Source organism: Kribbella koreensis (assembly GCF_039525325.1).
Taxonomy (GTDB): Bacteria; Actinomycetota; Actinomycetes; order Propionibacteriales; family Kribbellaceae; genus Kribbella; species Kribbella koreensis.
In genome coordinates, this window is sequence record NZ_BAAAHK010000020.1 from 315,533 (window position 1) to 328,180 (window position 12,648).

The window sequence follows — 12,648 nt, forward strand, 5'->3', positions numbered from 1 at the left end:
TGCTCGGCGCGTATCCTCAGCTGAAAGGGGACTCTCCGCGGAGGAGATGGGCGATGGGCATCGTCGACGACCTCGAGCTGGCACGCCGGGCCTTCGAGCGGCGGGACTGGGCGGCTGCCTACGACCGCCTGTCGCTGGTCGCCGACCTCGGCCCTGACGACCTGCTGAAGCTCGCCACCGCCGCGTTTCTGGCGGGCGACGACGACGCCTGCATCCGGGCCCTTCAGCGGGGCTATCAGGCCCACGTCGACAGCGGCCACACCCTGGGCGCGGTCCGCTTCGCCTTCTGGCTCGGGCTGGTGCTGAGCACTCGTGGCGAGGCGGCGGTCGCGGCCGGCTGGGTCGCCCGGGCCCAGCGACTGCTGGCCGACCAGCCGGACGACGTGGTGGAGCGGGGCTACCTCCTGATCCACGACTTCTTCCGGTACCTGGACCAGCAGGACTTCGCGAACGCGTTGCGGATCGGCAGCGAGATCGCCGACCTCGGCCGCCGGTTCGGCGAACCCGATCTGGTGGCGCAGGGCCTGGTCTGCCAGGGCCGCCTGCTGATGTACTCCGGACAGGTACCGGAAGGCCTCGCGCTGCTGGACGAGGCGATGGTCGCGGTCGCAGCCGGCGAGCTGTCGCCGATCTTCGCGGGCAATGTCTACTGCGCGATGATCGAGGCCTGCCAGGAGGTGGCCGACTTCGGCCGGGCCTCCGCGTGGACGACCGCGCTGACCCGCTGGTGCGACACACAGCCCGACCTGGTGCCGTTCACCGGCCAGTGCGCTGTCCATCGCGGACAGATCCTGCGGCTGCGCGGGGCCTTCAGCGAGGCGCTGGAGGAGTTCGAGCTCGCCCGCCGGCGCTATGCGGCCACGAACTCGCAGGGAGCGGCCGGACTGGCATTGAGTGAGTGCGGAGACGTACTGCGGATCCGTGGCGAGCTCGCGGCCGCCGAGTCCTGTTATGAGCAGGCCTCAGGATTCGGGTACGAGCCTCAGCCCGGTATGGCCCTGCTGTGGCTCGCTCGTGGGCGTACGCCGGCCGCACTCGCCGCCATTCGCCGGCTGCTCGCCGAAACGCCTGACCCCGTGCACCGGTCCCGACTGCTGCCCGCGGCGACGGAGATTTTCGTCGCCGGTGACTGCGGCGACGAAGCCGAAGCCGCGGCGGGCGAGCTGACGAAGATCGCTGAGGCCTTCGGCTGTACCGGGCTGAGGGCAACGGCGGCGTACTGCGCCGGGCTCGTCGCGCTGGCCGCCGATGACGCCGGCCGTGCCCTCCCATGCGCCCGGCTCGCCACGCAGCTCTGGACCGGGCTGCAAGCGCCGTACGAGGTCGCCCGCGCCAGGGTGCTGGTCGGACGCGCCTTCCGGATCCTCGGCGACGAGGACTCGGCAACGTCCGAGCTGACTGCCGCCGGGCAGGCGTTCGCCGAACTGGGCGCGGTGACCGAGAGCATCGACCGACTGCTGCTCCGGAAGGCGGCCGGCGGCCTCACGGTCCGCGAGCTCGAGGTACTGCGCCTGGTTGCTGCCGGCAACAGCAACACGGAGATCGCGCAGCACCTCGTGCTCAGCGACAAGACGGTCGCCCGGCACCTGTCCAACATCTTCACCAAACTCGACGTGCCGTCCCGCACCGCCGCGGTTGCCTACGCCCACGCCCACGACCTGCTCTAGACAGCTACCTCGAGCTCTACCTCGGCCGTGGCCGCCTCGAGCTCCCTGACCAGCGGGAGCACCTTCGCGCCGAAGTACTCGACTTCTTCCTGGAAGTGGAGAAAGCCGGCCAGGATGAGATCGACGCCGCGGCGGCGGTAGCTGACGATGCGTTCGGCGATCTGTTCGGGGGTGCCGATCAGTTGAGTGCGGAAGCCGTCGTTGTACTGGACCAGGTCCTCGAAGGACGAATCCGCCCACATGCCCTTGCTGTCCGAAGCCGATGCGCCGGCCTGGGTGACGGCGGCTCTGAACCCCTCCACCGCGGGCTTGTTGGCCTTGGCGACGATTTCGCGGAGGACCTCGCGGGCCTCCTTCTCGGTGTCGCGGGCGATGACGAAACCGTTCAGCCCGAACTTCACCTCACGGCCGGCCGCTCGGGCGGTACGCCGGACGTCGAGCAGTTGCTCGGTGACCCCGTCGAAGTCCTTGCCGTTGGAGAAGTACCAGTCGGAGTATCTACCCGCGTTGTCGCGGGCCGCCGTCGAGTTGCCACCCTGGAAGAGCTCGGGGACGACTCTTGGTTTGGGCTTCAACGTGAAGTCGCGGATCCGGTAGAAGTCGCCGGCGAACTCCACCTCGTCCTCGCTCCAGAGCTTCCGCAGTACCTGCAAGAACTCCGCCGACCGCCGGTACCGCTCGTCATGCTCCAGCCACGGCTCCCCCAGCGCGGTGAACTCGCCCTTGAACCACCCGCTGACCACATTCACCGCGAACCGGCCGTTGGACAGATGATCCGCCGTCGCCCCGAGCTTCGCCAGTACGCCGGGTTGCCACAACCCCGGATGCACCGCCGCGATCACCTTGAGCCGTTCCGTTGCCAACAGCAACGCCAGACTGAAGCTGGTCGACTCGTGCTGGAACTCGGCGCCGTAGCTGGCCGTGTAGCGGACCTGGCTCAGCGCGTACTCGAACCCCACCCGTTCGGCAGTCTGCGCCAGCTTCTTGTTGTACTCGTAGTCCCAGCCGGTCCGTTGCTCGATGTCGCTGGTGACCAGGCCGCCACTGACGTTGGGGACCCAGTAGGCGAACTTGGTCTGGTCCGACACCCGCTCCGTCGTCATCAGGAGTACCAGGTCGGCTCGGGCAGCTCGCCGGTCAGCAGGTGCCGGCCGACCTCGCGCCGTTTGTAGGCGACCGGATCGTGCAGCGTATGCGTCCGCACATTGCGCCAGAACCGGTCGAGTCCCTCACGCGAGGCAGTCGAGCGAGCACCGGTGACCTCGAAGATCCGGTTGGTCACCTCCAGCGCGACATCGGTCGCACGAGCCTTCACCGCGGCCACCCGGACCTCGTGCTCGCCGCGTTGCTCTGCGGTCACTTCCCAGGCATTCTCGTGGATCCGCTGCCCCTCGAGTGCGACGGCATCGGCGAGCGCCTCCACGGCCCAGAGTTTCGCCTGCAGATCGCCGTACAAGTCAATGACATAAGGCTCTTCGGCCGCCGTCGAGTAGCCGCCGTGCAGCCAGGAGCGGCTCTTCTCCTGGGTGTAGGTGAGCGCCGTCTCCAACGCCCCGCGAGCGATTCCCAGATAGAAGTTGACGAAGACGAGCTGGATGGTCGGGACGTTCAGCGTGTTGTAGACGCGAGGCTGGAAGGTCTTGCCGACGAACCCGGCCGCCTGTTCCCACGGGACCCGCACGTGGTTGAGGCTGACGCTGCCGCTCTCGGTCAGCCGCTGGCCGAGGTTGTCCCAGTCGTCGTGGAAGGTCAGCCCTTCGATGTCCGACGGCACGATCGCGAAGACGTGCGTCCCGCTGTCGAGCAGGGTGCCTTCGAGCACGGTGACGTCGGAGACCTTGCTGCCGGTCGAGAAGCTCTTGCGGCCGTTGAACACGATCGTGCTGCCCTCGTCGGCGACCACGACATCGGAGTCGCGCGGATTGACCGCGCCGCCGAAGAACCACTTGTTCTTGGTGGCTTCCGCCTCGACGTGCGCGATCTGTTCCTTCGTACCGACCAGCCGCGCGGCCCAGAACCAGAGCAGGTGATAGCCGAGTAGTTGCCCGATCGACCCATCGGCGGTGGCGACCGTGCGGATCACCTGGTACGCCGTCGGCCAGGTCTGACCACCACCGCCGTGCTCGGTCGGGCCGAGCAGGGTGACGAGGCCGGACTCCTTGAGCAACCGCACTTCGTCGTACGGCGTGGCGCCGGCCCGGTCGCGGTCGACCGCGTCGACGGCCAGGATCGCGGCCACCTCGGCGGCTCGCTGGATCCATTGCTCGGGCGTTCTCGGGGTGACGGTGGACAACGCGTGCGTCTCGGTGCTCATGGAGGGTCCTCTTTCGGGGGTCTGGAAGCTGCTGGCTTTTACCTCAATGTCTATGAAGTTACTGAACTATCACGCTCCGTCGGCGCCGTCTCAGCCGGTGGACACTCCCCGATTGGTCGTTGGGGTTCGCAACCGACTACGGTCAAGGGGGACGTTTTCCAACCACAAGGAGTAGTCGAGCGTGTCGGGAACGCAACAGGTAGAGACCGAGGAGAAGCAGTTCTTCGGGCATCCGCGTGGGTTGATGACGCTGTTCACCACCGAGTTGTGGGAGCGGTTCAGCTACTACGGGATGCGCGCGATCCTGTTGCTCTACCTGACCGACAAGGCGCACGGGCTCGGCCTGGGTGAGTCGCTCGGGCAGGCGGTCGTCTCGATCTACGGAGCGTCGGTCTACCTGCTGTCGGTGCTCGGCGGCTGGTTCGCGGACCGGGTGTTCGGGGCGCGCCGGACGGTGCTGTACGGCGGTACCGTGATCGTCACCGGCCACCTCTGCCTGGCGATCCCGGTCGAGGGGCTCGCGTACGTCGGTATCGCGCTGGTTGCCCTCGGCACCGGACTGCTGAAGCCGAACGTGTCGACGATGGTCGGCAACCTGTACGCCAAGGACGACACCCGGCGCGACTCGGCGTTCTCGATCTTCTACATGGGGATCAACATCGGCTCGTTCAGCGCGCCGTTCGTGGTCGGCTTCCTGCGCCGCAACCTCGGCTTCCACGCCGCCTTCGCCGCTGCTGCGGTCGGTATGACGCTGGCGCTGGTCGCGTACGTGCTCGGCCGGCGGACGCTGCACGGTCGCGGCGACACCCCGCCGAACCCGCTGACCGCCGAGGACCGGCCGACGATGGTCAAGATCACCGTGGCCGTGCTCGCCGTGCTCGGGATCGTTTTCGCCTTGTCCGCCTGGAGCTCCGGCGGGGTCGGCCCGAAGCCGGTGGTCGACGCGATCTCGTACCTGTGTTTCCTGGCGCCGATCGCGTACTTCACCATGCTGCTGCGCAGCCCGCTGGTCGAGCCCGACGAGCGGCGCCGGGTCCGGGCGTACATCCCGCTGTTCATCGCGGCGATGCTGTTCTTCATGGTCTTCGAGCAGGCCGCGACGACGCTGACCACGTTCGCGGCCGACCGGACCAGGCTGTCGGTGCTCGGGATCTCGATCACGCCGGAGTTCTTCCAGTCGGTGAACCCGTTCAGCATCATCGTGCTCGCGCCGGTCTTCGCGCTGATCTGGATCAGGCTCGGCGATCGTGGGCCGAGCATCGGGCAGAAGTTCGCCACCGGTCTGCTGTTCGCCGGCATCTCCTTCGCCGTGATGTCGCTGGCCTCATCGGTCGCCGGAGAGTCTTTGGCCTCGCCGCTGTGGCTGGTCGTCGTGTACGTGATCCAGACCCTCGGCGAACTCTTCCTCTCCCCCGTCGGCCTGGCCGCCACGACATTGCTGGCGCCCAAGGCCTTCACCAGCCAGATGATGGCCCTCTGGTTCCTGGCTCCCGCTGCCGGACAAGCCATCACCGCCCAGTTGGTCCAAGCCACCGAAGGCGCCTCGGACACCGCGTACTTCGGCGGCCTGGCGATCGTCACCATCGCCTTCGCCCTGGTGCTCTACTTCCTGGCCCCCTGGATCCGCCGCCACGCGGACGCCCGCAGCTGAGCCCCTCTGCGGAGGGAGCCGGATCCCTTTGCGGAGTGAGGACCTGAGCCGCGCTGCCCGGGATGCTCGGTGTCATGACCGAGCATCCTGTACCGCGCTGGGCCTACCGCCTGGCACACGTGATCCCGTTGCTGACGCTGCCGTCGGGGCTGTGGCGGCTGGGGTTGGTGGCCGGGTCGTCGATGGGGATGCTCGACGACTACGGACGGCCGGCTCGGGTGGAGGGGGTTTGGCAGGGGGTCTACATCGTCTGCCTGAGCTTGTTCTCGGAGGCGGTTGCGTTGACGGCCTTCGGGATGGTCAAGCCGTGGGGTGAGGTGGTGCCGCGATGGATTCCGTGGCTGGGTGGGCGGCGGGTGGCGCCGTACGCGGCGATCATTCCGGCGACGTTGGGTGCGTTGTCGCTGATCGCGATCTGGACCTATGGGTTCCGGGATGTCTTCAGCGGGGACTTCCTGCCGTTCTCGAGTGACGCGGCGGCGGCGCTGATGATCAGTTGCTACGCGCCGTTGCAGCTCTGGGGGCCGGCACTACTGGTACTGACCTGGGCCTATTGGCGACGGCGGCGGGGCAGCACGGTCATCGTCGGGAACGTGGGCGGGGTTTGAGGCGGGTGGCTGGGAGGGGTGGGGCGGGGAGGGCGTCGCCGTCGTAGCCGGGGACTGTTGGGAAGCGGTCGGTGCCTTGGGCCTCGATCGACGCCATCCAGTCGTTGCGGGCGGCAACGATCTCCTCGTGGGAGCGGCCGATGAAGTTCCACCACATGACGAGCTGTTCCTCGAAGGGCTCGCCGCCGAGCAGCAGGAAGCGGGCATCGCCGGTCAGCTCGATATCGTCACGGCCGGCCCCCAGATAGACCATCTCGCCGAAGCCGGCAGTCAGGCCCGCAGTTGTCCGATCGCCGACGGTCGGGTCACTGGCGGTCGGGTCGGCGGCGGTCGGGTCGGCGGGGGTCGGGTCGCTGACGGTCAGGGAGCCGGCGACTACCAGGACGGCGTACTCGAAGGCTGGAGTGAGTGGGAGGGTGGTCGCGCCTTCGAGTTGGAGGTCGGCGCCGACGAGCGGGGTGTAGGCGGGGGCGGGTGACGTGATGCCGGCGACCGTACCGATCATCACGGTGCCGTGTGCACCATCAAGGGTCAGCTCGGGCAGGTCGGCGTACGCGTTGAAGTGCGGTGGGACCGTGGTCCGCTGGGAGTCGGGCAGGGCGACCCAGAGTTGGGCGCCGTGCAGCGTCGGTGGGCCATCCGGCAGCGAGACCTCGGAGTGGGCGATGCCGTTGCCGGCGGTCATGATGTTGAGTTCGCCCGGCCGGACCATCGCGTGCGAACCGACGCTGTCGCGGTGCTCGATCTCGCCCTCGAACAACCAACTGACCGTCTGCAGGCTGGTGTGCGGATGTGGGGGCACGAGCATGCCGCGCTCGCCCGGTACGTCGTACGAATCGACGCGCGCAGTCAGGTCATCCGGCCCGTAATGATCGACGAAGCACCAGGCCCCGACCATCCGGCGATCCTTGTTCGGCAACAGCCGCCGCACCCTCGTCGTCCGCCCGAGCACCACTTCGCGCGCCTCGAGCAGCTCGATCACCGGCCCCTCGGCGCCCTCGCCACCACAGACACCTTCAGCGGGATGCTCGTCCAGGTTGCTCATGCTCCGAGTATCACCCCGCGGCCCACTCCAGCAGGGCCGGGGCATCCCAGGTGTTGATGACGCGATCGGTCGGTACCTCGCACTCCTCGGCCCGCTCGCAGCCGTAGATCTGCCAGTCGAGCTGGCCGGGCGCGTGGGCGTCGGTGTCGATGGAGAAGACGCAACCGGTCTCGACTGCCATGGACAGGAGCCTGCGCGGCGGGTCGAGGCGTTCGGGGCGGGAGTTGATCTCGACGGCGGTACCGAACTGCTTGCAGGCCTCGAACACCACCTCGGCGTCGAACTGCGATTCCGGCCGGGTGCCGCGCTCGCCGGTGATCAGCCGGCCGGTGCAGTGGCCCAGTACGTCGACGTGCGGGTTGGCGATCGCGCGGACCATCCGCTCGGTCATCGCCTCCGAGTCCATCCGGAGCTTGGAGTGCACGCTCGCGACGACGAGGTCGAGCCGCGCGAGGATCTCGCTGTCGCAGTCGAGCGAGCCGTCGTCGAGGATGTCGACCTCGATCCCGTTGAGGATCGTGAACCCGTCCAGCTCGTCGGCCAGCTTCTTGTTCAGCTCGGCGACGACGTCCAACTGCTGCAACCGCCGCTCGCGGGACAGTCCGTTGGCGACGGTCAGCCGGGGCGAGTGATCGGTGAGCGCCATGTACTTGTGCCCGAGCGCGGCCGCAGTACGGGCCATCTCCTCGATCGGGCTGCCGCCGTCGGACCAGTCGGAATGCAGATGCAGGTCGGCCTTCAGTTCGGCGCGCAACGTAGTACCGGCGCCGGCCGAGGTCAGCTCCCCCGCCGCCTTCTCCAGCTTCACCAGGTACGCCGGCGTCTCGCCGTCCATCGCCTCGATGATCACGGCCTCCGTCTTCGGCCCGATCCCCGACAACTCGGTCAACGTCCCCGCCCGCCGCCGAGCCCGCACCTCAGCCGCCGGCAACGCCTCGATCGTGTCCGCCGCCCGCCGATAAGCCTTCACCCGATGCGTAGGCTGCCGCTCCCGCTCCAGAAAGTACCCAATCTTCCGCAGCGCCCCCACCGCAGCCTCAACACCCGCCCGATCACTCATCCCCCCATCATGCCGCCTCCCAGGGACAAGAACCGCTAATCCTCCGGCCAGTTGGTGAGGAGGGTGTGGAGGGCTGTTAGGGCTACTTGCCAGGAGGACTGGGAGGGGCGGGGGGTGTGGCGGTAGGAGCCTTGTAGTTCGAGGGTTATGTAGCCGTGGAGGGTGGCGCCGAGGAGGCGGATGGCGTCGATCTGGGCCTCGGGGGTGAGGTTGTACGCGTGGAGGATGGAGCGGGTCAGGTCAGCGTGGCGGCGGGCGGGGGCTGCTGCTGGGCCGTCGGCGTCCAGGTCTTGTTGCATGGCGGCGTAGCGGCCGGGGTGTTGGGTGGCGTAGTCGCGGTAGGAGTTGGCGAAGGCGGCTAGGGCGTCTTTGCCGGAGCGGCCGGCCATGTTGGTGGCTACCTGGTCGGCTAGCTCGGTGAGGGCCTGGGCGGCTACTCGGGCGCGGAGGTCCTTCGCGTTCTTGATGTGGGAGTAGAGGCTGGCGTCTTTCACGCCGAAGTGGCGGGCCAGGGCGGAGACGGTGACGTTGGCGAAGCCGATCTCGTCGGCCAGTTCGGCCGCGGCCTGGGTCAGGCGGTCGGCGGTCATTCCCACGCGCGGCATGTGGCTCCTCGGATATCGGTTTGCCTAGAGGGTCTAGGATACTACCTATGAGCACTTGGATCACTACACCGATCGACAGCCGGCTCGTCCGTGGCGCGGTCGAGCTGGAGGACACCCGGTACGGCGTACTGCCGCATCGTCTCCCGGCGTGGGCCCGGGCGCAGTCGACGGACGGGCAGCTCGCGATGGCCGAGGCGCAGCCTTCCGGCGTACGGCTCGTCTTCCGGACCGCCGCCACCGAGATCGAACTGGACGTACTGCCGACCAAGGTCCTGTACGCCGGTGCGCCCACCGCCCCGGCCGGCGTCTACGACCTGCTCGTCGACGGCCGGCTCACGGCCCAGGCGCACGCGACGGGCGGGAACGTCCTCACCATCGACATGGCCGCCGGGACTACCGAGTTCACCCCTGGGTCGCCGACGACCGTCACCTTCGCAACGCTTCCATCGGGCGAGAAGGACGTCGAGATCTGGCTCCCCCACCGGGAGCGCACCGAATTGGTTGCCCTGCGCACCGATACGCCGATCGAACAGCCGGTGGGCAGCAACAGGCCGGTCTGGTTGCACCACGGCAGCTCGATCAGCCACGGCTCGAACGCGGACAGCCCGACGCAGCTCTGGCCGGCGCTCGCGGCCCGGCAGGGTGGCGTCGACCTGGTCAACCTCGGCTTCGGCGGCAGCGCGCTGCTCGATCCGTTCACCGCCCGGACGATGCGCGATCTCGAAGCCGACCTGATCAGCGTGAAGCTCGGCATCAACCTCGTCAACGCCGACCTGATGCGGCAACGCGCGTTCGGTCCGGCGGTACACGGGTTCCTCGACACCATCCGCGAGGGGCATCCGACCACACCGCTGCTGGTGATCTCGTCCATCTACTGCCCGATCCATGAAGACACCCCCGGACCGTGCGCCCCGGAGTTCGTCGACGGCAAGGTCCAGTTCAAAGCCACCGGCGACCCGACCGAACCCGGCAAACTAACCCTCAACTGGATCCGCAACGAACTGGCCGACCTCACGGCCTCCCGGGCGAAGGACGACCCCAACCTGTACTACCTCGACGGCCGCGAACTGTACGGCGAGGCCGAGTTCGCCCTCCGGCCACTGCCGGACCAGCTGCACCCCGACAACGCAACTCACCACGAGATGGCCGCGCGTTTCGCCGACCTAGCGTTCGGCGCGTTCGGCGCGTTCGGCGCGTTCGGAGGCAGGTGAGCCCGGCTCGGCGAGAGCACACAGCGGCCAGCTGGACGCGCCGTGCCCAGCGGCCCGCGGGCAGGCGAGGCGGCAGAGTCCGGCGGGCTGCAGGGTGCTTGTTCAGCGGTCGACGGTGATCTGCGTGCGGCGAGGGAGCAGCAGTGGGGTTGCGAGGATGAGGGTTCCGGCGGCTGCTACCGCGATGCGGGGCGTGGTGGCGGCCGCCAGCACGCCCCACAGGGCGGTCATCAGGGCGATGACCGCCTTGCTGGAGATCGACCAGGCGGAGAGGGTGCGGGCTACTCGGTCGTCTGGGGTTTCGGTTAGGCGGTAGGCGGCGAAGAGGGGCATGAAGATGCCCATGCAGGTGATCAGTCCGAGCTCCACCAGGATCACCGTCAGCAGGCCCACCACCCCGGGCTGCACGAAGGCCAACCCCAGAAGCCAGAAGGCTCGCAGCCAGCCTGTCACCATCAACACCCGGTGCGAACCGAAGCGCGCAGCCAACGGCGCCGACAGCCTCGACCCGATCAGGCCGCCTATGCAGGGTAGGCCGAAGGCCAGGGCGTACTGCCAAGGGGCGAAGCCGAGTTCCCCCAGCATCAGCACAGCCAACAGCGGCGCCGTCGCCATGATCAAACCGCTGGTCAGTACGCCGTTGAAGAACAGCAACCGCAGCGACGGATGCTCGAGGATGTAGCGCCAGCCGTCGAGCAGGTCGGCCGGCCGCAGGCGCTCGGTACGACGTACAGGCGGGCTCTCCCGCAGGCGGATCGCACGGACGCTCAGCGCCGAGAGCAAGTAGCTGACCGCATCGACCACGACCGTGACGACAGGGCCGAAGAGGCCGATCGACGCGCCACCGAGCGGCGGGCCGATCATGGTGGCCGTCCACGTGGTCGACTCGAAGCGGCCGGTCGCGACGACCAGGCGCGAGCGCGGTACGACGGCCTTCATCACTGCGCCCGTCGCCGCGGTGAACGCGTTGTCGGCGGCGCCGACCACGACCGAGACGACCACCAGCTGGAGGAAGCTGAGCCGGCCCAGCCAGTACGCGAGAGGGATGGTCGCCAGCGCGACGAAGCGGACCAGGTCCATCCCGATCATCACCGGTATCTTGCGGCGGAACTCCACCCACGGGCCGAGCGGTATCGCGACCACGGCCCCGACAGCCAACCCGATGGCCGCCAGCAGCGATACCTGACCGGGCCCGGAGTGCAGGACCAGGATCGCGATCAGCGGGAACGCGTCGAAGGCGAACCAGGTGCCGACCGTGCTCACGGCGTACGAGGTCCACAACCAGCCGAACTGCCGCCCCAACCCGCGCTCACTCACCGCAGGATCAAACCGCGCCGCGAGGCCTCGGCTCAAACAACCGCGGACCCGGCGAGCCACAACCGGCGGTTGTCGAGTACTCCCGAGGTGGCAGAACCAGTACTCCCGAGGTGGCAGAACAAGGCCCGCACCTCGGGCGCTGTAGAACAGACGACGTGGATCTCGACGCCGTGCGCACGTTCGTCGCGGCTGCCGCCGCGGGCAAGTTCCAGGACGCGGCCGATGACCTCGGCATCACCCAGCAGGCCGTCTCCAAACGCATCGCCGCCCTCGAAAGCCACCTGGGCGTCAAACTCTTCACCCGTACTGCGCGTGGCGCCCGGCTCACCGTCGACGGCCAGACGTTCCTCCCCCACGCCCAAGCGCTCCTCACCGCCGAGCAGCAGGCACTCGCCTCGGTGAAACCCGGCAATCGCCCCCTCCGCGTCGACGTCATCGGCGGCTTCCTCGCGCCGGCCGTCCTCGTCCGCGACTTCCACCGGGCCCACCCCACCGTCGCCCTGGACATCGTCAACCTCCCCAACGGCACTACCGCCGTAGAAGCAGTCCGCGAAGGCACCATCGACGCCACCTTCCGCGCCCTCCACAATCCAATCGGTGATGAGCTGAGCAGCACCCGGGTCTTCGACGAGCCTCTGCAACTCCTCACCGGACCGGCCCACCCCCAAGCCGATGCCAAGTCGCTCAGTCCAGCAGATCTCAAAGACCAAACCATCTGGATGCCTGGCAACATCGCCGGCAGTGAGTGGGCCGCGTACTACGACGAGCTCGCCACCGCCTTCGGCTTCACGATCGATACGGCCGGACCCAACTTCGGTCTCGACTCCCTGCTCGACGCGCTGGCCGAAGCACCCACCCGAGCCACCTTCGTCGGCCAGCTGACCCGATTCCGCTGGCCGGCCGCCTACGACCTCCGCCGCATCGACCTCCACAACCCAACCCCCGTCTACCCGCACTCCCTCATCTGGCGCACCACCAATCCCCACCCCGCCCTGACCACCCTCCACACCCACCTCCTCCGCCACCCCCATCCCCGAACCCCCACCCCGACCGCCTCCGGACCTACCCAACCCACCCCGACCTGGCCGCCCCGCCGCCCCATCTGAGGGGTTAACCCCTCAGATGGTGGGTTGCCACTTCAGATTCCGGGAGGGCAACCCACGAAGTGAG

11 protein-coding genes are annotated in these 12,648 nt (G+C 68.3%); 5 read left to right on the top strand and 6 right to left on the bottom strand.

Going from position 1 to position 12,648, the window contains the following annotated elements:
- Nucleotides 1–53 precede the first annotated feature (53 nt).
- The gene (locus tag ABD116_RS36550; protein ID WP_343981482.1) at nucleotides 54–1,667 is read left to right on the top strand and encodes a helix-turn-helix transcriptional regulator; all 1,614 of its coding nucleotides are present in this window, start codon (nucleotides 54–56) and stop codon (nucleotides 1,665–1,667) included.
- On the opposite strand, the gene sfnG is transcribed toward ABD116_RS36550, so the two are convergent.
- Nucleotides 1,664–2,770 (bottom strand): dimethylsulfone monooxygenase SfnG, encoded by a 1,107-nt coding sequence (gene sfnG, locus ABD116_RS36555; protein WP_343981485.1) that lies wholly within the window; start codon nucleotides 2,768–2,770, stop codon nucleotides 1,664–1,666. The genes ABD116_RS36550 and sfnG overlap by 4 nt on opposite strands.
- Nucleotides 2,770–3,981, bottom strand: a complete 1,212-nt coding sequence (locus ABD116_RS36560) for an acyl-CoA dehydrogenase family protein (RefSeq protein ID WP_343981488.1) — start codon at nucleotides 3,979–3,981, stop codon at nucleotides 2,770–2,772. The genes sfnG and ABD116_RS36560 overlap by 1 nt, the downstream gene beginning before the upstream one ends.
- 181 nt (nucleotides 3,982–4,162) lie before the next feature.
- Between ABD116_RS36560 and ABD116_RS36565 the strand changes: the two genes are divergently transcribed.
- Together ABD116_RS36565 and ABD116_RS36570 are read left to right on the top strand one after the other, a co-directional pair.
- On the top strand, nucleotides 4,163–5,632 hold the full coding sequence (locus tag ABD116_RS36565; protein ID WP_343981491.1) for a peptide MFS transporter: 1,470 nt from the start codon (nucleotides 4,163–4,165) through the stop codon (nucleotides 5,630–5,632).
- A gap of 74 nt (nucleotides 5,633–5,706) precedes the next feature.
- Nucleotides 5,707–6,240, top strand: a complete 534-nt coding sequence (locus tag ABD116_RS36570; RefSeq protein ID WP_343981494.1) for a hypothetical protein — start codon at nucleotides 5,707–5,709, stop codon at nucleotides 6,238–6,240.
- Here the strand turns inward: ABD116_RS36570 and ABD116_RS36575 are convergent.
- From ABD116_RS36575 to ABD116_RS36585, 3 genes are read right to left on the bottom strand one after another with little or no spacing between them, the layout of a single operon-like run.
- Nucleotides 6,212–7,285 (bottom strand): pirin family protein, encoded by a 1,074-nt coding sequence (locus ABD116_RS36575; RefSeq protein WP_343981498.1) that lies wholly within the window; start codon nucleotides 7,283–7,285, stop codon nucleotides 6,212–6,214. The genes ABD116_RS36570 and ABD116_RS36575 overlap by 29 nt on opposite strands.
- A gap of 10 nt (nucleotides 7,286–7,295) precedes the next feature.
- Nucleotides 7,296–8,345 (bottom strand): PHP domain-containing protein, encoded by a 1,050-nt coding sequence (locus tag ABD116_RS36580; RefSeq protein WP_343981501.1) that lies wholly within the window; start codon nucleotides 8,343–8,345, stop codon nucleotides 7,296–7,298.
- Between the two features lie 35 nt (nucleotides 8,346–8,380).
- The gene (locus ABD116_RS36585; RefSeq protein ID WP_343981504.1) at nucleotides 8,381–8,950 is read right to left on the bottom strand and encodes a TetR/AcrR family transcriptional regulator; all 570 of its coding nucleotides are present in this window, start codon (nucleotides 8,948–8,950) and stop codon (nucleotides 8,381–8,383) included.
- A 47-nt stretch (nucleotides 8,951–8,997) separates the two neighbouring features.
- On the opposite strand from ABD116_RS36585, the gene ABD116_RS36590 reads away from it, so the two are divergent.
- Complete coding sequence (locus tag ABD116_RS36590; protein WP_343981507.1) at nucleotides 8,998–10,161, top strand: SGNH/GDSL hydrolase family protein; 1,164 nt, start codon at nucleotides 8,998–9,000, stop codon at nucleotides 10,159–10,161.
- Nucleotides 10,162–10,263: 102 nt separating this feature from the next.
- On the opposite strand, the gene ABD116_RS36595 is transcribed toward ABD116_RS36590, so the two are convergent.
- Entirely contained in the window at nucleotides 10,264–11,478 is a 1,215-nt protein-coding gene (locus ABD116_RS36595; protein WP_343981510.1) for an MFS transporter, read from the bottom strand.
- A 155-nt stretch (nucleotides 11,479–11,633) separates the two neighbouring features.
- On the opposite strand from ABD116_RS36595, the gene ABD116_RS36600 reads away from it, so the two are divergent.
- Nucleotides 11,634–12,584: a LysR family transcriptional regulator gene (locus ABD116_RS36600; protein ID WP_343981513.1), complete on the top strand. Its 951-nt coding sequence runs from the start codon at nucleotides 11,634–11,636 to the stop codon at nucleotides 12,582–12,584.
- Nucleotides 12,585–12,648 lie beyond the last annotated feature (64 nt).

What these genes read in the sequence shown, in the direction of transcription:
- ABD116_RS36550 (WP_343981482.1), top strand. Translation starts at nt 54, where the DNA reads ATGGGCATCGTCGACGACCTCGAGCTGGCACGCCGGGCCTTCGAGCGG.
- sfnG (WP_343981485.1), bottom strand. Translation starts at nt 2,770, where the DNA reads ATGACGACGGAGCGGGTGTCGGACCAGACCAAGTTCGCCTACTGGGTC.
- ABD116_RS36560 (WP_343981488.1), bottom strand. Translation starts at nt 3,981, where the DNA reads ATGAGCACCGAGACGCACGCGTTGTCCACCGTCACCCCGAGAACGCCC.
- ABD116_RS36570 (WP_343981494.1), top strand. Translation starts at nt 5,707, where the DNA reads ATGACCGAGCATCCTGTACCGCGCTGGGCCTACCGCCTGGCACACGTG.
- ABD116_RS36575 (WP_343981498.1), bottom strand. Translation starts at nt 7,285, where the DNA reads ATGAGCAACCTGGACGAGCATCCCGCTGAAGGTGTCTGTGGTGGCGAG.
- ABD116_RS36580 (WP_343981501.1), bottom strand. Translation starts at nt 8,345, where the DNA reads ATGAGTGATCGGGCGGGTGTTGAGGCTGCGGTGGGGGCGCTGCGGAAG.
- ABD116_RS36585 (WP_343981504.1), bottom strand. Translation starts at nt 8,950, where the DNA reads ATGCCGCGCGTGGGAATGACCGCCGACCGCCTGACCCAGGCCGCGGCC.
- ABD116_RS36590 (WP_343981507.1), top strand. Translation starts at nt 8,998, where the DNA reads ATGAGCACTTGGATCACTACACCGATCGACAGCCGGCTCGTCCGTGGC.